The following is a 25,042-nucleotide window of genomic DNA, read 5'->3' on the forward strand; positions in this document are numbered from 1 at the left end:
ATCAGATGCTACATTATAAAACCTTTTCTGTTTATATATATTTTTGCATACGGTTATTCAAAAATAATAAATTATGAATGAACTGTTTTGCTGTTTTAAGGTTTCATCTTTATTATATTTGAAAATATATTTTTATCATGATTGTTTTAATTGCATTAAAAACATTTGATAATCTTTACGGAAGAGAATAGTTTGCCGACTGGCATTAAAAAACACAGGTTCTAGTGCATGAATGTTCTATAAAACGGGGTGATGTTTGACATTGCCTTTTTGGGCCTAATTCGACCAAGAGACTACATTGGATAGATAAAACTATATCTTCATCATCAACAATATGCGCGAGTTTGAGAGAATGCTTGGTTTGCGTGTTGAGAATTGGGTTGATTCCAGTAAATAAGGTATTGCTGGCCCGATGCGGCATAGTGAATGTTTTCCTTAATGCATCAGGCCAGGCAGTTATGCGTGTCTTGTGCGAAGCAGATTATTTAATTGCTGAAGCGTCGATCAAGGTGCCGCCGAGGGATACCCAATCGGACCACAATGATGATGTAATTTGCTGAATATGCCAGAGTGCGTTATCCGCACCGCGTGCAAAAACTTCAAGCCGGCCGTCAGAATTCTTCGCCACCGTAGGAGCGCTGGTAATCACGCCGGACAATGAGGTCCAATCAGACCATGAACCCGATGCTGCCGTCTGCCAGATATGCCAGAGAGCGTTATCAGGGCCACGTACAAAGACCTCAAGCCGACCATCGGCGTTGATATGTACCGCAGGGTCGCTGGTGATGACGCCAGACAGTGACTGCCAGTTTGTCCAACCTGCATTAGGAGCAACTTGCCAAATGTGCCAGAGAGCGTTATCGGAACCGCGTGCAAAGACCTCAAGCCGACCATCAGAGTTGCTGATTACCACTGGATTGCTCGTTATCACACCACTCAGTGATTGCCAATTTGTCCAGGGATAGGCATGAGAAGTCGTTTGCCTGATGTACCAGAGAGAGTAATCGTTGCTGCGCGCAAAGACCTCAAACTGACCACTGGCGTTGACATATACCGTTGGGTCACTGGTAAGTACGCCATTTAGTGACTGCCAATTAGACCACGGACCGGCATGGGGTGCGGTTTGCCAGATATGCCAGAGTGTGTTATCGGAACTGCGAGCAAAGACCTCAAGCCGTCCATCGGAGTTGACATATACCACTGGATTGCTGGTGAGCTGACCACCTAAAGATTGCCAGCCTGACCAACTGGCGCCGGGGATGGGGGCGGTCTGCCAGTTATGCCATAAAGCATTATCTGTGCCACGTACGAATACTTCCAATCTACCGTCTGAGTTAATGTGAACGGCGGGTTTGCTGGTCGCTCCTTCATTTAGTGAGTGCCAGCCAGACCAGAAAGATATGGTATTTGGCGCCGTTTGCCAGTTGTGCCACACAGCATTGTTGATGCTCACGCCAAAAACCTCTAGCCGACCATCGGCGTTGTTTGCCGCCGAAATAACTCCGGGTAACGCAGTCCAAGAGATTTCATTGGATACTTCTATTTCGTTTGCAACAGATGACCCGGTATTATCTGGAATTGATGTATTAATAGATTCTTTTTTCATATATATATCCTCTTTAGGCATAATTTTTAAGATTCACTAAATAGTCATTTAATAAACAGTGTATTTAACTTCACATTAATACTTTCGATTGCATTCTGTATATTTTTATTTATGAAATGAATAAGTGATATTTTATTTGACGTTAAACTCTAATTCTTGAGTTTTCGTAAAATGTGATCTTATATTATTGAGGTCTATGTGTTGATATGTATTTTTAAATTCGAATATCTAAAAAATATTAATTATATATAAACTATTTTCTTATTTTAAAGTTCTCTTTTTTTTCTATCTTAAATCTGTTTCTTTGTGGTTGTTTTTATTCAAAATATCTGATGGTTATTATTAAGGTATATAATTAATCATCTGGCTATTGGATTAACTCCAGCAAATTAGGTAATACTGGCCTGATGCAGAGTAGTGAATGTTTTCTCAATGCATCGGGCCAGAAAATTACGCATGTGTTGTGCGAATCTGTCTCCTTTCAGATTATTTTATTGCTGAGGCGTCGATTAATGTTCCCCCTAGGGATGTCCAATCAGACCACTGATTGGAATGGGGAACAGTTTGCCAGATGTGGTGGAGTCCATTACCGCTATCGCGCACAAAGACATCAAGTCGGCCGTCAGCGTTCTTCGTGACATCTGGGGCGCTGGTGAGTCCTCCATACAATAAGGCCCAGCCTGACCATGAACCAGAATAAGTGTCAGTTTGCCAGATGTGGTAGAGTGAAAGTTCTTTGTTGGCGCCGCGTGCAAAGACTTCAAGCCGACCATCGGAATTCTTCACCACCGCAGGGGCGCTGGTGTGTAAGCCACCTAATGAAACCCAGTTAGACCACTGATTGGAATGGGGAGCGGTTTGCCAGATGTGGTGGAGTGCGTTATCGCTGCCGCGTACAAAAACCTCTAGTCGACCATCAACAGTGAGGACAACCACAGGATCGCTGGTGAGAATGCCGCCTAATGATTGCCAGCTTGACCAATAACCGGTATGGGGAGCAGTTTGCCAGATGTGCCAGAGTGCGTTATCGGCACCGCGGGCAAAGACCTCAAGCCGACCATCGGAATTGATATGGACTGCTGGGTTACTGGTGATCACTTGGCCTAGAGAATACCAGCTTGACCACGGATTGGAGTGGGGAGCGGTTTGCCAGATGTGCCAGAGTGTGTTATCGGAGCCACGGGCAAAGACTTCAAGCCGACCATCGGCGTTGATATACACCGCAGGGTTACTGGTGATTGCTCCGCCTAAAGATTGCCAACCTGACCAACCGGCGTTGGGGGCGGTTTGCCAGTTATGCCACAGCGCATTATCGGAGCCACGTACGAATACTTCTAATCGACCATCTGAATTGAGGTAAGCGGCGGGTTTGCTGGTCGCTGTTAAGCCAAGTGAGGTCCAACCGGTCCAGGAGGAACCTGTATGTGTTGTTTGCCCGTTGCGCCATACTACGTTGTCACCACCCACACAGAAAACTTCGATCCGACCATCAGAGGTATTCGCCACTGAGACAATGCCAGACGCCGCGATAGTAGGGTTTTCGATTTCAACCTCATTTGCATCAGATGATTCGGTATTATCTGGATTTGATGTTTTAATCGGTTCTTTTTTCATGTGTATATCCTTGTTAAAAATAATTTTTTATATTCATAAAATAGTCATTTAATAATCAATGTTTTGATTTTTCTTAAAAAATAATAGCTAATGTTTTATTTGGAATTAACTTATGACAATTAAATTATCGATAAGATATGATTGTATATTATAGATCTCTATAGGCTGATGTATATTTTTACATACGATCATTTAAAAACAATTAATTACATGTAAACTATTTCATTATTTAAAGTTTCATCTAAGTTATATTTTAAATATATTTTTAAAATTGTTTTAACTTCATTGAAAATATCAGATAGCATGTTGTATTTATACAATAATTCAAACCAGTGGCGAGCTTTAATTTTGAAAGTTGTATTAATTCCAGAGAAATAAGAGAAAATAATTTATATTGATATATTGCTCTAACCTTAATTACATTCTTTTACCAGAAAGTGGCATATCATGGATATGCCACAGATTATTGACCAGCTTAACGAATGAATTTAAAAATAAGTTGTGATACCGGCACGAAATGTTCTTCCCGGTGAAGGGATATAGCCGAGGTTAAGAGGCTGGATATAATATTTGTCGAATACATTATCCACGCCGAACTCAAATTCGACATGCTTATTTATACGGGCAGTTAGAGAGATATCGGCTACAGTTGCAGGCCGCCAGATAATGGGCGCCAACAAAGGAGCAGAACCGCGTCCTGGTTTTTCTGCTGGTACAGATCGTTGGCCATAATGGGAAACTCTGGCGTTGACAGATACATTGTCATTTAAGAATCGTTGTGTCAGATCGAGTGATACCGCATATTTAGGCGGAATGTGATTAGTCGCATAATCCGAAGGGAGACTACGTGCGATGCATCCTTCATTTTCCGTACAGAATTTGACTTTTGTGTAGTAATTCATCGATAAACGCGCATCAAAGTGATCGCTATGGTAAACACTCGACAATTCCAATCCGGCAAACTTTGCTTCTTTAATATTACTGATGTACATACTCCAGTAATCATCCATCCATGCTCGGCTGATATAGTCCTTTACCCGATTATCAAAGTAGGACATTTTAATATCGAAGCTATCATTTTGAGCAATGATATTCGGGAAGCGTGAGGTCAGCCCGACTTCGATATTTTTTGAAATTTCAGGTTTTATATGATCGTCAACACTCATCATGTAGCCGCGAATACCTTCAACCATTGATGGAAAACGTGGGGCATAGGCATATTTGGCGTGCAGTGCTGTTTCATGATTAAGTTCAAGCTTAGTACCTACCCAATAGCCGTGAGCATGGTCTCGCTTATTGTTGACTTTCCCAGAGGTGAGCTGTGGTAACCAAGAGCTACCCGGACGAGCTGGACTGTAATCTTCGATCTGATAGGACTTAAAATCCCACCCGCCCATTAGGGTCAGACGGTCGGCAAGCATATAATTCCCGCTCAGGAAAAAACGGCCTTCTTTACGCTCTCCTTCCCGATTAACGGCATGTTCCCATTTACCTGCGCTGGGGCCTGTGCGTTCACGAATAAAGCTGGCGCCGTAGTTCAACTCAATATCTTGCATTGAGAGTTCAAATAATGAGGTGTTACTCAAATTCACCCCTACTGTGCGCATGAATTTTTTATCACCGAGGGTATTATTTGTGGTTCGAGGGCGGTCGTTAACCCGTGTTTGCCATATTCCGATATCCAAATTAATCCAGGGATTTGACGCAGGTTCCCATTTATAGTTGAGGCTGTGCCTGTTCATGTTGAGCCGTGTCAGTGGCCCCTGTTCCAAGATCATAAATGTTTGGCTCAGGTTTGCCATATCCGCGACATAGGATTCGCCGTAGAGATTTTGGTAATGGCTAATGATAGCGGAAATTTCATGACCATCGCCAAAACGAACTTTTCCTTTACCCAGTAATGACTGGCTATCTTCAGAAGTGTTAGGGACGGCATCCCCCATTGCATACAGCGAATAACCGGCCATCTGTTCACTGAATTGTGGAATGCGACAATCTTGTGGATCACTCTCACACAAATAACCTGGCATTCCACGTTCCTTAGCGCCCGGTCCGTGTTTGCCTGAGTGGTAATTGCCCCGCTTGCGCTGAGAAGCGCCAAACAGCAATTCATAGGAAGGTTCGGCCATCGCGAAAACAATACTCCCGGTGCGATTCTTAGCGTCGAAAAGAGAGTTTTTTGAGGGGGAAGGCCAGTCATTGCGTTGATAATCGTCAGGATTGGAATGGTTGCTCAACAGACTTCCTTTCAGGCGAAGCCCTACCTTTTGTCCGTCAAGGAGGATATCACTGGCTTCAATGGTTTTTATCTCCACCGTTCCCCCAATAGCTCCCATGCCGCCTTTTCCTGTCGGGCCTTTATTGATATCTACCCGGCCAATGAAATCGGGATCAATAAAGGAACGGTTGGAGACACCTTGATAACCACGGTATAGCGCGGTCTGGTTAGATGCGCCGTCAACTGTGGTTAAGACTCGGCCTTGTCCTTGCAAGCCCCGGATATTCACATCCAGGCTGCCTGAACTGCGTGCTTCGCCGGATAATACTCCCGGTGTGGTTTTAAAAATATCGACAGGGTGGATCACACCGAATTTTTCAATATCTTTACCTTTGATAGTGGTACTGTCGAACCGCAATGGTTCATTACCTGAGTATCCGCGATTGCCTGCTACTGTAAGGGGATTTAGTACGACTACACCTTTGGTGGTCATCTTCTTTGTCATTTTTACCAGCGTATAACTGCCATCGGTACGTTGGGACAGTTGTAAATGACTGCCTGTGAGCAGTTGAACTAAACCCTGATGAGCAGTAAAACTGCCGTTTAATGAAGGTGCTGTTAGCCCGTTGGTTAAATTCGGATCGAAAGAGAGCGCGGTACCGGTTTGCGCCGCAAAGTGGGACAACGAATTGCCTAATGAACCTGGTGGAATATGAACGGAATAGAGAGTATCTGCTGGTGTGGTAGCGTAAAGGGAACGTGCCGGCAGCAGTATTAATGATAATAACAGAGCGACTAAAGACTTTTTTTGCCAATGTGGTTGTGAATCTCGGCAGTCAATATGATATGGCATAGTAATTTTTTGATATGGCATAGTAAGTTCTCCATAACTTTTTAAACTTCTTTTATTTCTATGCCGTATGAGATTGAAAAAAGTGTCAGTAAAAATGATTATTTTTATTAACTGGATGAATAGAGGGTAATCCAATAGCGGGTCAAGCTGCGCATTGAGAGCGGATAAGTTTGTAATAGCATATGCAGCGCCAGATCCGTATCCCGTATGGGAAAAGCACCAGAAACCCGCAAATTCGCCACTTTATCATCACAACGGATGACACCGGAACGATAGCGATTCAGTTCAGTAACCACCGTTGCCAGCGGCAAGTTATCAGCTACCATCATGCCCTGTAACCAGCTTAAAGACGCCGTTGAACGGGGATGTTGTGGGGCAACGGCGAATTGAGTGAAATGGGTTGCCTCTCCAGCATGCAGTATGTGCGGCAAACCGTTATCTGGCGTAATGCGAACCGCTCCTTCTATTATTTCCACCTGAGTATGTGAGGCTTGTTGGCGAACGCTGAATTTTGTGCCCAATGCCACAATAACGCCTTGTTGAGTTTGTACCTGAAATGGGCGAGCCGGATAGCGGCTATCTTTATGAGTTTCAATATAGATTTCCCCTAGCTTTAAACCAATAAGCCGTTGGGTATCGTCATAATGAACATCTGTTGAGCTTTGTGTATTTAAAGTCACTTGACTGTTATCCGGTAATGACCAACGCTGAATTTGCCCCGTTGCAGTGTGATAATCGCCGGTGAGAAGCTGAAATTGATCAGATTGCCAGAAGAGTGATGATGCGCCAGCCGGTATTAACAACATGAGTGTAAGCTTTCTGATGGCTTCCCGACGGGAGAAGGTCTGTTTGTTGTTTAACAACGGTGAGGCGATATGTGGTGGTAGATGGTGTAACCGTGCTAACAGACATTGCGCCCGTTCCCAGGCTTGAGCATGTTCTGGACTTTGTGCACACCAGGCAGCACAGGCATTTCGATCAGCTTCGCTGGCGTGGCTATCATGCAAAACGGTCAGCCATTCTGCGGCTTCGGCAAGTATCGTTTCAGAAGGTGTACTTGATGAAGAAGATTTATCAGTGAAAGTCAAACCAATCCCTCTTATGCCATTGCTATCAGGCATTGATAAAAGCCTTGTTTCATATAACGTTTTACTGTGGACAGCGAAATATTCATCTGATTTGCAATATCTTCATACTTCATTCCTTCTATCTGGGAAAGTAAAAAGACAGTTTGCACTGGCGTGGGGAGTTGATTCAGCATGATATCAATTTCCTGAAGCGTTTCGAGGATGATAAGTTTTTGCTCTGGTGCGGGAATGAGCGGTTCAGGCAGACTGACGAGTAAATCCAGATAAGATTGTTCAAGTGAGCGGCGGCGGTACCAGTTAACCATCAACCCTTTGGCAATGGTGACGATGTAGGCACGGGGTTCATTAAGTTGCTGTGGTAAAGGTGAACGAAGTAATTTAACAAAAGTATCTTGGGTCAGGTCTGCGGCGGTTTCATCACAGTTAAGACGATGCTTAAGCCAACGAAATAGCCAATCATGATTGTGGATGTACATGCACTGGATCTGTTGAGTGTCTGAAACATTAACGGTCATTTTCATGTCAAGCTATCAATGTAAATGCAAATCATTATCATTCTGGTATGTTACAGGTAATTGTTTTCCGTTACCAATGAATAATGGGTGCGAAGCGGCTGATCAAATACATTTTTATTTACTATAAAGCAAGTTAATGAATTAATTTGTAGTTTTGTTCGTGATTGACAGGGGGAAATTATAAGAGCCTTAAACAGGGATCGAGAATTTAAATAATTTCTGGTTGAATTTAATATTAAAAATATTTTCACTAAGGGAAAGTTTTAATAATTTTATGTTTAGGGTAAATTAATATGGTGTCGTATTTATTGATGTGTGCCTAATATATCATGTAACTATCTTTTAATATTGATGTAATGTAGGTGGTTGGAATAATAAATCTGATGTTCAAAAATAGCAAAATCCAGATATATGACTATAATAGAGGGGTGTATATATAAGAATTACAGTGGTTAATATATGAAAAGCTTAAATTAACGAGGGATAAGATGGAAGGTACTTTAATTATTTGTGTTGATTCGATTCTGAGATTTCGCTCAGATTACGATATGGCAATAGCTGTACCGATGTTGTCAGTTCAGGAACAGCTAGGGAAAAATGATCCGTTCTTTTTCCTGAAATATTTCAGAAATAAAGTCATCATAGAAAAAGGAGTGACAATATCAAATATATTTCTCGCGATAGAACCGTGGCAGGCTATGTTGAGCGCTTGGTTGGAAATTGATATTGCCGCTTATATTGCAGAGATTAGAAAACCTTCGCAAGAAGAGCCGATATTTGATTGGATTAGTATTCAGAGAATCACATCGGTTCATCGGGTATATCAGCGAAAAGATATGAAAGATAATGAAAAACTGTCTGAATACTTTAATCGTGAACATACGCCAACAAAATATTTTAATATTGAATCGGTGTGTATGGCATCGGGTTATAGAAAAGGAGATAAAGAGCATTATAGTATCAGTGAATATATCCACGAAATTAAAAATATTCCGATCATTGCCAGTGACAGGCAAATATTAATTGGCTATGATGATAATAATACGGATATCTTGAATGATAAATGTTTTGGTATATATGATAATAGAAATATCAAATATATACAGGGAACAACCTCGTTCGCATTTTATGAATTGATGGAAGCTATTTTTAATGATGGATTATTCTATAACTCACCGCAAACAGCTTGTCATAGTTTAGAGATGATAAAAGAGATGTTAGAAATTATAGATCGCGGAAATATGAATAACGAAAAGGATAATAAAGAGTATATTAATCAACAAGAAAATAGTAGTGGAAATATTAATGGAGGTAATGATGGTAGAGAATTAAATGTTGAATTTTATGATGGTGCTTTTGATCCACTGATAGAGCATATAGAAACAGAGCGGGAATATTGGAATTATATAAAATTATTATGTCATTCGTATGGTCATTTGCCAGTAAGAATTGGCACGATTAATGAGGCTAAAGTTCCTGAATATCGCTTCTATGACAATATTATGGATGATGAAAGTTAGCTTTTATAGATAAGCTATTTTTCATCATCAAGTGTTAAGGTGCCAATGGATATTATATTTCCGTATCTGGTCTTATTTTATTAGCTAAATGATTTATTTTACTTTTTATTTTAATTTCTTGAATTTTTCATATCTTTGACCAAGCGATATTGAATAATAGAATTTACGTTTTCGGATATGGAAGTAATGTTTTAGTGTTTTTCTTTTTCATATGTTTATTGGAGAAAATATTTCAACTATCATTAATCTGGGCGTATAGCGTTTTAACATCGTGTTTAATAGGAAGGTAATAATGCCGAAATTAATTTATTACGTCGCTGCGACAATAGATGGTTATATTGCTAATAAAAACAATGGGCTGGATTGGTTATATGAGTTTGTGCTTGGGGATGATGCAACACCTTATGATGATTTTTATCGAGGTATTGGCGCTGTAATTATGGGGTCAAAAACATACGAATGGATAATGGCAAACTCACCGGGTGATTGGCCATACAAAAATATTCCCGCTTTCGTTCTTTCTCATAGGGCGCTGTCAACGCCTGAACGGTTGAATATCACCATAACCAATGAAACAGTAAGAGCTATTGCTGCCAGGGCGAAGAAAGTGGCTAATGGTAAAGATGTCTGGTTAGTCGGGGGAGGTAAAACCGCTGCGTATTTTGCTGAGGCTGGTGAATTACAGCAAATATTCTTAACCACGATTCCGGTATTTTTAGGTGCGGGCGTTGAGGTTCTTCCTGTGAGTGAAAAAGTACATGTTACGCCTAAGACTCAACGTTTTTTACGTAGCGGCGCGATTGAAAGCTTGCTAGATGTTGATGCAATCCTACCCCGTAAATAAGATTACTGCTGTCATGTTCATTTAAACTGGTTCAACGCTACAGACATATGTATTGTTCACATTAATCGCGCCATATTGATGGCGCAAAAGTGGCGCGATTATCTGAATTGCGCCATAATCGCGCCAGTATTCTAACTGGAATCTGTTGGTGCGTTATGAGTTCAATGACTGATATTTATGAAACCTTGTGTGTTGCATCACAACCTATGTCTGTTTCGGATTTATTGGCGGAGTATCCCTCTGTTCCTAGAAGGACTGTTCAACGTTGGTTGGGGCGACTTGTTGAAGATAAGAAAGTACAGATATTGGGTGAAGGTCGAAGTCGCCGCTATGTTATCGCTACGGAGGAAACATCAGATTCGGTAGCGGATAGATCGGATAATTTCCCAAGCTATATTCCACTGTCTGAGGATAGTAAGGATATTCTTCGTTATATTGATCAACCCATCAAAGCGAGGACGCCTGTCGGTTATCAGCGAGAGTTTCTGGAATCATATGAGCCGAATGTCACTTATTATCTGTCGGTTCCAATTCGTAATCAGCTTTGGAGAATTGGAGATACGAAACAAATCTCACAGCCAGCGGGAACTTATGGTAGAGCTATTTTGGATCGCTTGCTCATTGATTTATCGTGGGCTTCAAGCTATTTGGAAGGAAACACTTACAGTCGATTGGATACGGTGAAGTTGATTGAATATGGAAAAATTGCGGTAGGAAAAAACGCTATTGAAACTCAAATGATCCTAAATCATAAAGCCGCTATTGAATTACTTGTCGATGGTATTGAGGAACTCGATTTTAATCGATATACCGTTCTCAATTTACACAGTGCATTATCTGAAAATTTATTATCTAATCCTGTCTATGAAGGACGTATCCGTCAACATCAAGTTGAAATAGGAAAAAGTGTTTTCAGACCGTTATTTGGTGAGGCCCATATCAGTGAAGTTTTAAATTCGTTGCTCGGGAAAGCACGAGCTATATCAGATCCGTTTGAGCAATCCTTTTTTATGATGGTCCACTTGCCGTATTTACAACCTTTTGCCGATGTAAATAAGCGAACTTCCCGTCTGGCGGCTAATTTGCCGTTGATTCGTTCAAATCTGTGTCCGTTAACTTTTGTCGATGTACCGGAAGAGGCATATAGCCGTGCAATGCTTGGTATTTATGAAATGACTCGAGTTGAATTGCTACGGGATCTTTATCTATGGGCTTATGAGCGTTCTGCCCAAGAATATTTGGCTGTCACGCAGGGAATCACCGCACCAGATCCGTTAAGATTACAATATCGAAATGTGATTAAGCAGATCGTTTATCAGGTAGTTGCCAAACCTGAGATGGATTCAATTGACGTTATAGATAAATTAATTTCCGATGAATTAAGCCAATCTGAGCATGACACATTAAAGGCATTGGTTATTGAAGAACTACGGCGATTGCATGAAGGTGTGTTGGCAAGATATAGCCTCCGACCTTCGCAATTTGAAAAATGGAAAGGAAAACACCGATAGTCTTTGTATTCACGCTATTGAATAGCTAAATGACCATAAAAAATTTCCGGGTTAATTACGCCATTATCTTAGAGAAGCTATTAATTAGCGCTTTCGTTATGCCGTCGTATCAGGGCTTAAACTTATACAGATAAGGATTCAGATCGATTTACGAAATAATAGTAATTGACATCGCTAAACACCCGTCAGTATTTTCATCTCACCTTGGCCTGACATCATATACGCAGGGTTATCAGTGTAAATGAACCTTTGGTAAAACGGGTACAGACATTACATGTGATTATCTTTATTTATCAAATGGATAAATGTAGGTTGGCTACCCGGTTAAACGGCTCCTTGCACTACGATGTCGCTTCAATTCTGGCTTATGCTCAGAGATAGGTCAAAAATTCGTCTGTTTAGGTAATGAGTTTTTATACAGAATTATCCTAAAAAAACAGAAACTAGTATTTTTCTGATCTAAATTTTCGCATTATGTTCTAAAAATAGGTAAAACAGATGTTTAAGTAAGGATTTCAGATGGAAATGCCGATTTATTTTCAATACTGGGGTAAGGCGAAGCGAGTCTTAGAGGTTGATAGTGCAGATTATCATCTGCTTCCTTACCATTGTTTAGATGTTGCTGCGGTAGGAATGCAGTTACTCTCTTTAGAAAGATCGTTAACTAGAGATCTCGCTAATTTTTTAGCGTTATCTACGCAGCAGCTACAAAGCATAGTCTCTTTTATATTGGCTTTGCACGATATTGGTAAATTTGCATCTGCTTTTCAAAAATTACTTCCCGGTCTGGCAGTGGGTCTGCATCGACCAGATTGCCCTAAAGAGTCTGGTGGCCGTTATTTTTGTCATGATCGTATAGGGTTATATTTCTGGGAAAATATCAAAACGGAATTACTTAATAGACTGGTTGATATTGAAGGTGTCGAGCGAAGAGAACAGCGAGAGATGTTTGATACCTTAATGGTATTCATGGATTGTGTATTAGGGCATCACGGTCGGCCAATTGATAAAACAAACTATAAAGCGATTAAACGTTTTATTGAACCTCATAACCTTAATGCTGCCACACTTTTTGCACATCATTTGGTTGAATTATTTCAACCTGAGTTTCCCATTGAAAAATTACAATCCAAAGAGTGGCGACGGCGACTGGAACAAGTGAGTTGGCAGTTTGCGGGTATTGCAATATTGGCGGATTGGATTGGTTCTGATAATCATTATTTTACGTATCAATCTGAGCCTATACCATTAGCTGATTATTGGAAACATGCTCAAGCAATGGCAAAAAAGGCGGTTATGGCGGCCAATTTAGATAAAGAGCCGGTAGTTAAGCCGTTTATTTCCATCCAGGAATATTACGGTTTTGCCGCAACACCATTGCAACAGTGGGCCGAATCAATATCTGTAGATCATTCTCCTCAACTGTTTATTTTGGAAGATGTTGCCGGGGCTGGGAAAACAGAAGCGGCGCTTGCGCTTACACACCGTTTAATGCAGGCAAAAGCCGCTGATGGTTTTTATTTTGGTTTGCCTACAATGGCATCGTCTAATGCAATATTTAGCCGCATTGCTAAACATTACCAGCAAATGCTATCGATAGAGGATGATAGTAAACCAAATATCGTTTTAGCTCATGGTATGCGGGAGATGAATAATCAATTTCGTGAACCCGTTTTGGCGTTAGGTCATCCAGATAGAAACTATGGTAAAACAGATATTCCCTCTTCGGCGCAGTGTAATCAATGGTTAGCGGACCCACGTAAGCAAGCGCTGTTGGCGCCTGTTGGAATCGGAGCAATTGATCAGGCTTTATTGGCTGTATTGCCAAGGCGTTATCAATCACTGAGATTATTTGGGCTTAATCGTAAAGTACTCATCGTTGATGAAGTCCATGCTGCTGATGAATTTATGTTTAATTTGCTGGAAAATTTATTAGCGCTGCATCTTTATCAGGGCGGTTCAGCCATTTTATTGACAGCAACATTGACCTTTAAACAGCGTCAACGTTTAACGGATATTTGGCTGAATGCCGGTGGACTAAGTTCTCAATTATTACAAAAAACGGATTTTCCTTTAGCAACAAAAATAAGTTTAAATGCCGTATCGCCCGTTATTGAACAACCGTTATCAAGCCGAAAAGATGTTAGCCGGGAAGTGAAAGTTGATTTCTTAAATAGCTTTAGTAGTTGTGTTGAAAAAGTATTAGCCGCCATTGTACAAGGGCAATGTGTCGTTTGGATAAGAAATACCGTTGATGATGCTATTGAAGCTTATCAGACACTGCAAAGTTTGCTTACTGAACCTGAGCGCTGTCTATTATTTCATAGCCAGTTTATCTTGCAGCATCGGAAAGAGATTGAAAATCATGTTATGACTATTTTTGGTAAAAATAGTCAGGGTGAAATGCGGCGGGGCAAAGCATTAATCGCCACACAAATATTTCAGGAGAGTTTAGATACTGATGCCGATGTCATGATTTCAGATATTTGTCCTATTGATGATCTTATTCAGCGAGCCGGGCGTTTGCATCGCCACACCCGCGATAGCGATGGTATCTATCGATGGGGTATTAAAGATTCACGCCCTGCGCCAATATTGTTTGTTCACGCGCCTGAATGGCGGGAGCAACCTGGATCAGATTGGTTAAGCTATAATTTTCGTAACACGCAATGTGTTTATCGCTCGCCTGTCCGTCTGTGGTTAAGCATGCGCGTGTTGAGAAAATTAGGTGCTATACGTATGCCTACGGAAACTCGCCAATTAATTGAAGCGGTTTATGGTCATGCCTATGAGCAAGCGCCGGAAGTGTTAAAACACCAAGGGAATGAATTTATTGACGAGGAGCGAAGTCAGACAGCTAAAGCTAAATCTTTTTGGTTACAGTGGCAATTATATGGTTATTGTGATCGCAGTGCTGATCGTTGGTATGAAGATGATTCCGATATTAATGCTCGCTACAGTGATATTGAAACTGTTGAGGTGTTATTACTGAAAAAAAATGATTCAGGACAACTGGTGCCTTGGGTAAATTCCGGCGAATTTTCAGTGTCGCTGAGTACGATTAAATTATCCAGAAATAAGTATGCAAATAAATTAGCGCCAATTCCAACAGCGTTAATACCCGCTCTCAATGCCTTGCAACAGAGATATTACCAAATTAGATATTTGCGACCTTGGTTGCCGGAACAAGATCCGAATTTTACCTATTCTTCAACAATAGGCTTTTGTGAAAGATAAAAGCAGGAGGTGTTATGAACTTAGTTCAGGACCCGTGGTTGCCCTTTCGATTACGTGATGGTAGTGAAAAAGTACTGCCTATTAATGCGATATGTGATCATGATGTTATGGACTTTGCTTTACCACGAGCTGATTTTCAAGGAGCAGCTTGTCAATTTGCCATTGGTTTATTACAAACCGTTTTTGCGCCGGAAGATAAATATCAATGGCATGCTCTATATGAAACATCACCTGATAAAAAGGTATTACAGCAAGCTTTTAATAAAGTGATACACGCCTTCAATGTTACCGGTATAGGGCCACTTTTTATGCAAGATTTTGATCCGCTGCAAACCGCAAAATCAACGACTGTAGCTGGATTATTAATTGAAGCGCCGGGAGCGAATGGTTTAAAACTTAATACGGATCATTTTGTTAAACGTGGCGTCGGAGATGTGATGTCTCTTGAAATGGCGGCTTTGGCGCTGTTTACCTTACAAATTAATGCGCCGTCAGGAGGAGTGGGGCATCGAGTAGGATTACGAGGTGGAGGACCATTAACCACGTTAATGGCGCCGCAACAAACGGATACAACGTTATGGCAAAAACTGTGGTTAAACGTCATTAGTCGAAGTGAATGGCATTATGCAGAACCTGATTTAACCAGTGCTCAGATTTTTCCCTGGCTAGCGCCAACAAAAGTGAGTGTTAATGGAGGGACAGAAATTTATGCTAAGGATGTTCATCCCTTACATATGTATTGGGCGATGCCGAGACGGATACGTTTGGTGGTGGAAAAGGGTGAAAATATTTGCAAAATTTCAGGTCAATATTCTGCATTCACTGTCTCTGAATATCGGACACAAAACTATGGCGGTAATTATTCCGGTAATTGGACCCATCCGTTAACGCCCTATAAATGGGATCTTAAAGAACCAACCCAACATTTATCGATTAAAGGCCAACCTGGAGGGGTGACGTATAAAATTTGGGATGCTTTAGTCTTTACCAGCCATGAGAGAGGGCAGCGTTGCGCGCCGGTCGTCAGCCATTTTTACTCTTTATGTTGTCATTTTGCTGAACTGCGAAGAGTCATGCCTCGTCTGTGGGTATTTGGCTACGATATGGATAATATGAAAGCACGTTGTTGGTATTCTGTCACTGTGCCGTTGTTTTTTGTCTTACCTGAACAACAGGAAAAGATTCTATATCAAGTCAAAGAGCTGCAAAAATTGGCGACCAATATGATTTGGCTATGCCGGAATCAAATAAAAGCGGCTTGGTTTGAAAAGCCCGCGGATGTGAGAGGAGACATTTCCTTTATTGACCTGAATTTTTGGCAACAAAGTGAATCGCTGTTTTTTTCTGTGGTGTATCAACTTATCAATAATAGACGTTCGGATTCACCTTTTTTGACACCAGAGCAGGCTAAACATTGGCTTAATACCTTGCGTCATCTCTGTAGAAATTTATTCGATGAATATGTTGTTTTATCTGAATTGGGTAATGAACGTTCAATGGTAAAACGTATGAGAGCGCGTCAACAGTTAATTATCGGGCTATATGGACAGAGAGCTTTAAAAGAGATCAACACATTTATTACTAATCACCATATTCACTCTGGTAAAGAGGAAATGTAATGGACAGCAAGACCGAAATCATATTATTGCGTTGGTGGCAAAGTATGTTTATGTCACCGAAGCAGTTAAAAGAGAAAGGTATTATTCCAGCGCCTTCTACTTATAAAGCCCAGTTAAAGCGCTGTGAAAATGTTGAGATGGCCATGTTGACTGAAGGTTTTCGGGATTTGTGGTTCAGTTTGCCGGATGAAATTAGCTTATCAGAGAGTCCGGCAAAATTAGAATATTGGGCCACAATGGCGGCGGCATTAGTTTATGTTAAAAGCAACAGTGGTATTACATTGGCGGTAGCGGCGGGTAAGAAAGGAGGAGGAAATAGACCGGTTGTCAGTGAATTAAGATTTTCACAATTACAAAATGCTAAAACACCGAATGAATTACTACGTCGATTACGTCAAATTTTACAGAAAGTCAAAGGCAATATTTCTGTTTTGGCTCTAGCACGGGATATTGAGGAGTGGTTCGCTGAATATGGTCAATTACAGCCATGTAAGGCGGATAAGCGTATTAAGGTGAAGTGGGTTATGGATTATTACCGTGCAGCTAGTGGTAAATCGGTTGATTTATCGGATTTTCATTAATTGAGTTTAGGATGATTATTATGAGTCAGTTTGTTCAATTACACTTATTAACTTCCTATGCGCCATCTAATCTGAATCGTGATGATTTAGGCCGGCCTAAAACAGCGAGAATGGGCGGTTTTGAACGTTTACGCGTGAGTTCTCAAAGCTTAAAACGCCACTGGCGTACTTCTGAATTATTTGAACAGGTGCTATCAGAGAATATTGGTATTCGCACCAAGCGATTTGGTATTAAGGTATTTGACGCTTTGGTCAGTGCTGGAGTGAAAGAAAAATCCGCTAAAGCATTGGCTACAACGATTGCTGGTGTTTTTGGAAAAACGAAAAAAGATGCTTTAGAAATTGAGCAATTGGCTCATATCAGTCCGGCAGAACAACGATCTGTCATGTCGTTGATTGAGGTGTTGGCGAAAGAAAATCGGGCGCCGACAGCCGAAGAACTTCATTTATTAAAAACTAAGCAAACTGCGGTGGATATTGCTTTGTTTGGTCGGATGTTAGCTTCAAGTCCGGCATTTAACGTCGAGGCATCTTGTCAGGTCGCTCATGCTATTAGTGTGCATAGTGTGGTGATTGAAGATGATTATTTTACGGCGGTGGATGATTTAAATGATGGCAAGGAAGATACCGGGTCAGCCCATATCGGCGAATTGGGTTTTGCCGCTGCGCTGTTTTACAGTTATATCTGCATTAATAAAACGCAATTAATAAAAAATTTGGATGGCGATGAAACCCTGGCTAATAAAGCGATTAAAGCATTAACAGAAGCCGCTGTGAAAGTGTCGCCTACGGGTAAACAAAATAGTTTTGCTTCTCGTGCTTATGCCAGTTTTGCTCTCGCTGAGAAAGGCGAACAACAACCTCGTTCTTTATCCGTTGCATTTTTAAAACCTATTAATGACAGCGACCAGGGGCCATCGGCAATTAATGCCTTAGAAAGCCAGATGCACAATATTGATCAAGTTTACGGTACTTGTGCCGATGCCCGCTATAAATTCAACACATTCACAGGGGAAGGAACTTTAACCGAGCTGCTTGAATTTGTTGTGCGGTAATGGAGGCAGAATGAAAGCATATTTAGTCTTCCGATTATATGGCCCGATGGCAAGTTGGGGCCAACCTGCGGTTGGGGGAGAGCGGCCAACGGAATTGTATCCGGGTCGCTCCGCGATTTTGGGGTTATTAGGAGCAGCATTAGGTATTCGACGAGATGATGAGTCTGAATTAGCAAAATTACAAAAAAGTGTGTTGATTGCAATTAAGCAGACTGTTCCTGGCTCTTTAATGCGTGATTATCATACGACGCAAGTGCCGACGCACAATAGTAATGTGGTTCATCAGAACCGTAAAAGTGAATTAAGATCAGATAGACTGAATACCATTCTGTCTAATCGCGATTATCGTTGTGATGGTATTTGGATTGTTGCGATTACATTAACTGAACACACTGGTTTTACGCTTGAACAATTACGGGATGCTTTACTTAAACCCGTATTTATTTTGCACCTTGGACGTAAATCTTGCCCGCTTGCTTTACCTCTCTGCCCTAAACTCATTACGTCATCAACATTAAAAACAGCGTTGGATATCCCTTTTCCACCGCTGATGCATTCGGATAGAGAGGATAAATTATGGTTAGGGGCAAATGGGATTGTGACTTATTTTTGGGAGGGAAATAAAGATGAAATGAGTTCTTCAAATATCTTGATCAGCCATCCTTGGGATGAGCCGATTAACCGGGCGCGTTGGCAATTCCGGCAACGTATTATGTATCAACTTTCTATCGAGGAGAGTGTTGATGTATTTGTCTAAAATTGTGCTTCGGCAATCGAGTCAAACAGCAAATATATTAGCAAAAATGGGTGCGAATGGCGTTTATACTTCTCATCAATTGTTATGGAAATTGTTTTCAACAGACGAAAAACGTCAATTTCTATTTCGGGAAGAGAACGGAATAATGGGATTACCCGTATTCTATGTTTTATCTAAAACATCACCTCAAACTCAGTCACCATTGTTTGAGGTGGAAACGAAAGCGTTTTATCCTCAATTGCAGGAGGGGCAACGTTTAGCTTTCAAATTACGCGTTAATCCAACAATCTGTATTACCGACTCTTTTGGAAAACGTCGGCGTCATGATGTCTTGATGCATGCTAAGTTTATGGCAAGGCAGAAAGGTGAAACAAGGCAGGGGAAAATAAAAGCCATGATGGATGATGCCGCCCGTAATTGGTTGTTGAATAGCCGTCGTATGCAGCAATGGGGTATTCAGTTTGACGATTTACTGGATGTTGAAGGTTATACCCAGCATCGAAGTGTAAAAAAGCATGGGCAGAAAATACAATTTTCCAGTGTTGATTTCCAAGGACTTCTGACGGTGACTAACGGTGAGCTATATTTGGAACAGTATGCAAAAGGCTTTGGTCGCGCTAAAGCGATGGGATGCGGATTGATGTTAATCAGATCAGTGTAATGGAAATTTATTTTTGTCGGAGCGCGTAATGCAATATTCTTTGTTGTATCGGGATATTGATGTTAAAGGTGACGCATTCGTGGTTATTAATTGTTTGTGTTACATTTCAAAAGCATGGTAAAAAGTGATATTGCTAATTAATATCATTCTGTAGAGTAGGGGGTAGTCGCTACTCTTGGAAATATGGATAAAATAATTACCGTGTTCCTCACGTCTGTGGGGATGAACCTGAATTTTGGTATACATTTGAACCAGGCAGAATATGTTCCCTGTGTTTAATGGGATAAGCAGTTATAATCAATGATAGGATATCGTGTAGTGGATGTTCCTGACCGTTACCGGGGTGAACCAAACTCGATATATCTCGTCAAAGAGAGAATGTAAGTGTTCCCTGCATTTGTAGGGATAAACCGCGGCATGAGTGATGCTTTACTATGTTCGCTAAATGTTCCCTGTACTAACGGGGATGGACCTAGCAGCGCCCCAAATAGCTGTAGATCTAAAAATGTGTTCCCTGTATTGTCTAACGGGGATTAACCGTGTGAAAATGATGCTGATAACTGGCTTTCCTGATGCTCCCTGCCTTTATGGGGGGATAAACCGGACAGTAACAGTGATACGGTCGGTAGTAAGCGGTGTTCCTTGTGTCTACGGGGGTGAACCGACTTGATACTGTTATGCTTGGGGTTTGGAAGCGTGTTCCCTGTGATTGACGGGGATAAACCGAACAGCTAGCGTATTTAGCTGGCAGAGATAGATTTGTTCCCCGTTTCTACGGGGATAAACCGCTAAATACAGAACTATCGCCATTTGTTACAATTTGATCCCCGTAATCTACGGGGATCAACCGTCATCTGGAAAGGTAATTGACATAGAAGGTCAGAGTTCCCTGAATTTATGGGGATAAACCGGATTCAGGTTTGATGATGATAGTTGAAGTAAAAATGCTCCCCGTTTTTACGGGGACATAATAATGGTGTTGTTGATTATATTATTGATTGTGTGTTGTTTCTCTCTCAACTTTCAATAAACCTTTGGGAAGGGGCGTCGTCAGTCAGTGTTTGTAAAAAATCTACGTAGGTAAGTTTGCTAATATTATCTCCGTTTGCCAAACGGTATTTTAACCAATTGATAATTTGCTCCACTAACTGTCCCTCTGGCTTATCTAGCTTATCAGCCAATTCTCCGTGGTTTTCCCAGCAATTATAACTGATCGCAGATGCCATCCCTTGCAGGGCGTAATCGGAATGGTGCCAGGCATGCGATAAATGATCGCCCAGAATAAAGGGCGATTCACTGCCGCCTTGACCACAATTTTCAGGCCGATAATAAATCTGTGGTTCGGGCATATCGATCATCAGCTCACTCACCGGTGTCAAAAATGCCGACCAATCGCTGACGATCATTGCCGGTAATAACAGACCGAGGATACGTGGGTCCATACTGCGAAAAATCACTTGCCTCTCCCGCAATATCACCTGCTGGCGTGAACGCCAATGATTAAGCTGCTGTATCCATGACTCGTCGCTGCGATAAGCCCATCCCCAACTGTTATCGCTCAGAGTTTGGCTATCAAGCAGATGACCGATTACTGACAGGCAGCCTGACTTGGGCTGAACCAGCCAGGGACTTTGCGCCAGCATGTGATCCATCGGTGTATTGCTGTATAGCGGAAAAGCCTGCTCTACCCAGTCGTTGCGATAAAAGAGCGCCACCGGGTTAGGTTCCGCCAGTGAATTGAGCATAAAGAAAACCGATGGTTTATTAGGGGTACTCAGCCACTGTTGCCAATTTATTGACTTGTTCATTTATCCTCCAAATTATCAATCACCCAATTTGTTTCCTGTTGAGCCAGCACGGCACAAAGCGGTTTGGCAGGGAGTTTAACCTCCGGCAGAGGCGCAACTCCTTCCGGCAGTTGCAGAGACAATCCACGGCCCGCACCGGCTGAACCTTGCCCGACCAGCAAATTGGGGGAAGTCAGAATACCGCCGGGAGTTAACCGGATAAAATGGCCGCCGACTTTTAAGGTAATCTCTGACGTCGCCTCCAACACCATCTTACCGCCGCTTTTCAGGTGCGTTTCCTGACCACTTTCAGCCACCAATGCCTCCCCGGTCTGTAAATGCTGACTGCCTGAGATACGGTGTGAAACATCGCCATCGGTGCTGTACTTCCCCGAGCCTTTGACATGCTGATGATCATCCACTGAAATTTCGCTATAGCGGTTATTATCGACGCGCTGTTTATGGTCATGTTTAATATGCCAGTAAGCGTCGTGCTGAATATGGGCGGTCAGATCTTTCTGCCCGCGCAGGTAAATCTCCTCCCGGTCTTTCTCATCTTCAAAGCGCAATTCATTAAAACCTTCCCCTTTGTGGGTTTGGGTTTTAAATGTCGTGCGGGTCTTTTCCGCGGGTAAATTTAACGGCGGCCGGTTTGAACCGTTGTAGGTGCAACCGGTGACAATCGGGCGATCAATATCGCCGTTCAGATAAGAAACAATCACCTCCTGACCGATACGGGGAACCGCCATAAAACCGTAACCGCTGCCATTCCAGCCCTGGGTGAACCGTACCCAGCAGGTGGCGTTTTCATCGGCTTTATCATAACGATCCCAGTGAAAATGGATGCGGATACACCCCTCTTCATTGACATAAATCTCTTCGCCTTCCGGGCCGACCACGGTGGCCACTTCATCACCGTCCGCCAGCGGTTTGTAACGGTATAGCGCTCGCCAGTCTCTATAACCCGAAATAAAACTGAATTCGTTGTGCAGATAAGTACCTGATTCTCCGCTCTGTTCTTGCAATGCCTGCGGACATTTGCCGTGATGATGGATAGTGACGATTTGCCAGCGGGTGTTCATGGCGTCAACCGGGTGTTCGTTAAGCTCAAAGATTTTACCGGGCATCAGTTTAAAACAGTTGCTTTGCCCGCAGCCGGCCTGACGTTGATTTTCGACGGCCTGCTGACGGCGCTGGACAAACGGTTTCGCCTGCGCGTCTTTCTGAAAGCGGCCGTAGCTTTCAAAAAGCTCAAACAGAGTTTTCTGCCCCTCGACACGGGGATCGATATTGGCCCGGTGTGTCAGGCGGTAAGCGGGATTCTGGGGATTATAGTCCTTATAAATAACCCGATTCGGGGTCATGGAGACCCCCAGACGCACCTGATTAACCACATTCATTTCTGTGGCCGTCTCTATCTGCGGGTTGTAGACCAGCGGTAAATTGGCCGTCATCCCTAAATGGCTGTCGCTGAAAAACAGCTTGTCGTCTTCAAACCAGAAATTCAGCCCCTCTTCGGCAACTAACCGGGCAAAGAAGGCATAATCGGACTCCCGTTTTTGCGTCACATACTCCCGTGTGTAATGAAACTCATCCAGTTGGCAATCGAACAGGATGCAATGTTTTTTCAGTAAACTCTTGAGGATCTCCGGCACGCTTTGCCGATGATAAATCCGGCTGTCCTGATTCAAATTCATCCGCCAGAGCGCGGGCTGGACGGTGAGGGAATAAATAGTGCGATGAGCATTCGTATCCCCCCGAATAGCCTGTGTGACAATGCCGCTAACCTGACGTTGCTCAACATCGTTGAAAATCACCCGGAATTTCACCGATTGTAATAACAGTGATTCCAGATCAATATCGGCCCGTTTACTGACCAGCGTTAAGGATAGGGTAAATAATTCAGATAATTCCTCCTGTAAAGAAAATTCAGCTACTGCAAAAGTTTTCTCCGGCAAATCGGTAATATGACAAAGAAAGTGTAATCCATCGTTCATATGGACTCCTTATTTTTGATGTTGGTGTTTAAATAAATTAATAATATGGCCTTGGTGGTGTTATTTTATTTTCCAGTAGTCTATCGTTTGGCGATGGAGGTCAATTCTTCCATTGGGATATTCAACCCACTCGCCTTTTCCATTAGTAATGGTGATTTTTGGTATTTTGGTTTCATCCAGTTTAGGCTTAAAGATAATTTTCCATTCAGCTCCCGGAGTCAATTTTAATTGGAAGAAACGCGTACCTACTTCACCTCGTAAAAATAAGCGTTTCGGAAACCCTTCCACTATTTCCAGAATAGGGTAAATAACTGGTCTAAAATCTAGGGTATTCAATACCGTAGTTCTGCTGAGACTTGTTTGGGTTGCATCGTTGATAAAAGCGGTTAAACCTGTTCCATTGCCTCCCTTATTAACAACATCTTTCATTAGGTGGCTGACGTCAGTATAGCGCACAGACACAAAAGCTCGATCAATCTTCCACTTACATCGGCCTCCGCCATTAAAAGGTAATTTCGCTTGAAAGTAACCAGTTTTAGGATCAGCCTTTACATCCTCCAAACGTAATCCGTTATAAGTCGGTACCTTAAAAGGTGACATATTGGAATCCAGACGATATTCAAGGCAGTCTTTTGAGATATACACAGCGGACACATATGGTTCGGTATATTTTGGTACTACCCCTTCTACTGTGATCCACTGATTCTCTTTGGGCGGAGAAAGCGGCTCATTAGGGTTAGCACAGCCCGATATTAAAATTACTGATAAGATCGATAAGTATTGTTTAATATTCATCATGGTAAGTTTTCCTCAATTTCTACGGCGTTACTTCATATTCATGTACATGAATCGAAAATCGACTTCTTGATCGCCGTAATCTATCTTGCCTCCGGGGTATTCAACCCATTCACCTTTCTCGCGAGTCACTGTAACTTTTGCCATTTTGGTTTCATCCAGTTTGGGCTTAAAGATAATTTTCCATTTAGCTCCTGGAGTTAACCTGAGTCGAAAAGGGAGCATTTTTGATACTTCACCTTGTAAGAATATCCTGTTTGGACGACCTTCAACTACTTTCAAAACAGGGTAAATAACCGGGCTAAAATCAATCGTATTCGATGCAGGGATTTCGCTAATATTCGTCTGGGAAGCATCATTGATAAATGCGATTAAACCGGTTGCCGAATACGGAATAGCATCTTTCACCAGATGGTGGACATCGGTATAACTTATCGACACAAAGGCCCGATCAATCTTCCACTTACATCGGCCTCCACCATTGAAAGGTAGTTTCGCCTGAAAGTAACCAGTTTTAGGATCAGCCTTTACATCCTCCAAACGTAATCCGTTATAAGTCGGTACCTTAAAAGGAGACATATTGGAATCCAGACGATATTTAAGGCAATCTTTTGAGATATACACAGCGGATACATGAGGCTCGGTATATTTCGGTGCTACCCCTTCTACGGTTATCCACTGATTCTCTTTAGGGGGAGAAAGCGGCTCATTAGAGTCAGCGCAACCCGATATTAAAATCACGAATAAGACCGATAAGTATTGTTTAATATTTATCATGATAAAC

18 protein-coding genes are annotated in these 25,042 nt (G+C 42.0%); 9 read left to right on the plus strand and 9 right to left on the minus strand.

Annotated features, from left to right (window positions below; genetic code table 11):
- Nucleotides 1–481 precede the first annotated feature (481 nt).
- The 5 genes from B0X70_RS04090 to B0X70_RS04110 all read right to left on the minus strand — a co-directional run bounded on the left by B0X70_RS04090 (nt 482) and on the right by B0X70_RS04110 (nt 7,900).
- On the minus strand, nt 482–1,606 hold the full coding sequence (locus B0X70_RS04090; protein WP_217470937.1) for a PLL family lectin: 1,125 nt from the start codon (nt 1,604–1,606) through the stop codon (nt 482–484).
- 486 nt (nt 1,607–2,092) lie between these two features.
- Nucleotides 2,093–3,220 (minus strand): PLL family lectin, encoded by a 1,128-nt coding sequence (locus tag B0X70_RS04095; RefSeq protein ID WP_217470938.1) that lies wholly within the window; start codon nt 3,218–3,220, stop codon nt 2,093–2,095.
- 488 nt (nt 3,221–3,708) lie between these two features.
- Nucleotides 3,709–6,312, minus strand: coding sequence for a TonB-dependent receptor (locus B0X70_RS04100; RefSeq protein ID WP_217470939.1), 2,604 nt, complete (start codon nt 6,310–6,312; stop codon nt 3,709–3,711).
- Between the two features lie 86 nt (nt 6,313–6,398).
- Nucleotides 6,399–7,412 (minus strand): FecR domain-containing protein, encoded by a 1,014-nt coding sequence (locus tag B0X70_RS04105; protein WP_217470940.1) that lies wholly within the window; start codon nt 7,410–7,412, stop codon nt 6,399–6,401.
- Nucleotides 7,391–7,900 carry a sigma-70 family RNA polymerase sigma factor gene (locus tag B0X70_RS04110; protein ID WP_046395581.1) on the minus strand — a complete coding sequence of 170 codons (510 nt, stop codon included), beginning with the start codon at nt 7,898–7,900 and terminating at the stop codon, nt 7,391–7,393. Before B0X70_RS04110 ends, B0X70_RS04105 begins: the two co-directional genes overlap by 22 nt.
- A gap of 482 nt (nt 7,901–8,382) precedes the next feature.
- Here B0X70_RS04110 and B0X70_RS04115 point away from each other — a divergent pair, with 482 nt between their 5' ends.
- The 9 genes from B0X70_RS04115 (at nt 8,383) to cas6e (ending at nt 19,679) form a co-directional block, all read left to right on the plus strand.
- The gene (locus B0X70_RS04115) at nt 8,383–9,414 is read left to right on the plus strand and encodes a hypothetical protein (protein WP_046395580.1); all 1,032 of its coding nucleotides are present in this window, start codon (nt 8,383–8,385) and stop codon (nt 9,412–9,414) included.
- A gap of 292 nt (nt 9,415–9,706) precedes the next feature.
- Nucleotides 9,707–10,258 (plus strand): dihydrofolate reductase family protein, encoded by a 552-nt coding sequence (locus tag B0X70_RS04120; protein ID WP_217470941.1) that lies wholly within the window; start codon nt 9,707–9,709, stop codon nt 10,256–10,258.
- 155 nt (nt 10,259–10,413) lie between these two features.
- Nucleotides 10,414–11,769, plus strand: a complete 1,356-nt coding sequence (locus B0X70_RS04125; protein WP_105395840.1) for a Fic family protein — start codon at nt 10,414–10,416, stop codon at nt 11,767–11,769.
- A gap of 519 nt (nt 11,770–12,288) precedes the next feature.
- Complete coding sequence (gene cas3 / locus B0X70_RS04130; RefSeq protein WP_217470942.1) at nt 12,289–15,006, plus strand: CRISPR-associated helicase Cas3'; 2,718 nt, start codon at nt 12,289–12,291, stop codon at nt 15,004–15,006.
- A gap of 14 nt (nt 15,007–15,020) precedes the next feature.
- Nucleotides 15,021–16,625, plus strand: coding sequence for a type I-E CRISPR-associated protein Cse1/CasA (gene casA, locus B0X70_RS04135; RefSeq protein WP_217470943.1), 1,605 nt, complete (start codon nt 15,021–15,023; stop codon nt 16,623–16,625).
- Entirely contained in the window at nt 16,625–17,206 is a 582-nt protein-coding gene (gene casB / locus B0X70_RS04140; protein WP_217470944.1) for a type I-E CRISPR-associated protein Cse2/CasB, read from the plus strand. Before casA ends, casB begins: the two co-directional genes overlap by 1 nt.
- Nucleotides 17,207–17,226: 20 nt before the next feature.
- A complete protein-coding gene (gene cas7e, locus B0X70_RS04145) occupies nt 17,227–18,261 on the plus strand; it encodes a type I-E CRISPR-associated protein Cas7/Cse4/CasC (RefSeq protein ID WP_046395575.1) in 1,035 nt (344 codons plus the stop codon).
- A gap of 10 nt (nt 18,262–18,271) precedes the next feature.
- Entirely contained in the window at nt 18,272–19,018 is a 747-nt protein-coding gene (cas5e, locus tag B0X70_RS04150; RefSeq protein ID WP_046395574.1) for a type I-E CRISPR-associated protein Cas5/CasD, read from the plus strand.
- Nucleotides 19,005–19,679, plus strand: a complete 675-nt coding sequence (gene cas6e / locus B0X70_RS04155) for a type I-E CRISPR-associated protein Cas6/Cse3/CasE (protein WP_046395573.1) — start codon at nt 19,005–19,007, stop codon at nt 19,677–19,679. Before cas5e ends, cas6e begins: the two co-directional genes overlap by 14 nt.
- Nucleotides 19,680–20,695: 1,016 nt before the next feature.
- Here the strand turns inward: cas6e and B0X70_RS04160 are convergent.
- From B0X70_RS04160 to B0X70_RS04175, 4 genes are read right to left on the minus strand one after another with little or no spacing between them, the layout of a single operon-like run.
- Nucleotides 20,696–21,487: a DUF4123 domain-containing protein gene (locus tag B0X70_RS04160; RefSeq protein ID WP_217470945.1), complete on the minus strand. Its 792-nt coding sequence runs from the start codon at nt 21,485–21,487 to the stop codon at nt 20,696–20,698.
- Nucleotides 21,484–23,463 carry a type VI secretion system Vgr family protein gene (locus tag B0X70_RS04165; protein WP_217470946.1) on the minus strand — a complete coding sequence of 660 codons (1,980 nt, stop codon included), beginning with the start codon at nt 23,461–23,463 and terminating at the stop codon, nt 21,484–21,486. Before B0X70_RS04165 ends, B0X70_RS04160 begins: the two co-directional genes overlap by 4 nt.
- 60 nt (nt 23,464–23,523) lie before the next feature.
- Entirely contained in the window at nt 23,524–24,261 is a 738-nt protein-coding gene (locus B0X70_RS04170) for a hypothetical protein (protein WP_217470947.1), read from the minus strand.
- A 27-nt stretch (nt 24,262–24,288) separates the two neighbouring features.
- Nucleotides 24,289–25,035, minus strand: a complete 747-nt coding sequence (locus B0X70_RS04175) for a hypothetical protein (protein WP_217470948.1) — start codon at nt 25,033–25,035, stop codon at nt 24,289–24,291.
- Nucleotides 25,036–25,042: the final 7 nt, after the last annotated feature.

This window comes from Photorhabdus akhurstii (genome assembly GCF_019090985.1).
Taxonomy (GTDB): domain Bacteria; phylum Pseudomonadota; class Gammaproteobacteria; order Enterobacterales; family Enterobacteriaceae; genus Photorhabdus; species Photorhabdus akhurstii.

Excerpts from the sequence above, each read along its gene's own strand:
- cas3 (WP_217470942.1), top strand. The coding sequence starts at position 12,289 with ATGGAAATGCCGATTTATTTTCAATACTGGGGTAAGGCGAAGCGAGTC.
- casB (WP_217470944.1), top strand. The coding sequence starts at position 16,625 with ATGGACAGCAAGACCGAAATCATATTATTGCGTTGGTGGCAAAGTATG.
- casA (WP_217470943.1), top strand. The coding sequence starts at position 15,021 with ATGAACTTAGTTCAGGACCCGTGGTTGCCCTTTCGATTACGTGATGGT.
- B0X70_RS04125 (WP_105395840.1), top strand. The coding sequence starts at position 10,414 with ATGAGTTCAATGACTGATATTTATGAAACCTTGTGTGTTGCATCACAA.
- B0X70_RS04110 (WP_046395581.1), bottom strand. The coding sequence starts at position 7,900 with ATGAAAATGACCGTTAATGTTTCAGACACTCAACAGATCCAGTGCATG.
- B0X70_RS04120 (WP_217470941.1), top strand. The coding sequence starts at position 9,707 with ATGCCGAAATTAATTTATTACGTCGCTGCGACAATAGATGGTTATATT.
- B0X70_RS04100 (WP_217470939.1), bottom strand. The coding sequence starts at position 6,312 with ATGCCATATCAAAAAATTACTATGCCATATCATATTGACTGCCGAGAT.
- B0X70_RS04160 (WP_217470945.1), bottom strand. The coding sequence starts at position 21,487 with ATGAACAAGTCAATAAATTGGCAACAGTGGCTGAGTACCCCTAATAAA.
- cas7e (WP_046395575.1), top strand. The coding sequence starts at position 17,227 with ATGAGTCAGTTTGTTCAATTACACTTATTAACTTCCTATGCGCCATCT.
- B0X70_RS04105 (WP_217470940.1), bottom strand. The coding sequence starts at position 7,412 with ATGCCTGATAGCAATGGCATAAGAGGGATTGGTTTGACTTTCACTGAT.
- B0X70_RS04165 (WP_217470946.1), bottom strand. The coding sequence starts at position 23,463 with ATGAACGATGGATTACACTTTCTTTGTCATATTACCGATTTGCCGGAG.
- B0X70_RS04170 (WP_217470947.1), bottom strand. The coding sequence starts at position 24,261 with ATGATGAATATTAAACAATACTTATCGATCTTATCAGTAATTTTAATA.
- B0X70_RS04175 (WP_217470948.1), bottom strand. The coding sequence starts at position 25,035 with ATGATAAATATTAAACAATACTTATCGGTCTTATTCGTGATTTTAATA.
- B0X70_RS04095 (WP_217470938.1), bottom strand. The coding sequence starts at position 3,220 with ATGAAAAAAGAACCGATTAAAACATCAAATCCAGATAATACCGAATCA.
- B0X70_RS04090 (WP_217470937.1), bottom strand. The coding sequence starts at position 1,606 with ATGAAAAAAGAATCTATTAATACATCAATTCCAGATAATACCGGGTCA.
- cas6e (WP_046395573.1), top strand. The coding sequence starts at position 19,005 with ATGTATTTGTCTAAAATTGTGCTTCGGCAATCGAGTCAAACAGCAAAT.
- B0X70_RS04115 (WP_046395580.1), top strand. The coding sequence starts at position 8,383 with ATGGAAGGTACTTTAATTATTTGTGTTGATTCGATTCTGAGATTTCGC.
- cas5e (WP_046395574.1), top strand. The coding sequence starts at position 18,272 with ATGAAAGCATATTTAGTCTTCCGATTATATGGCCCGATGGCAAGTTGG.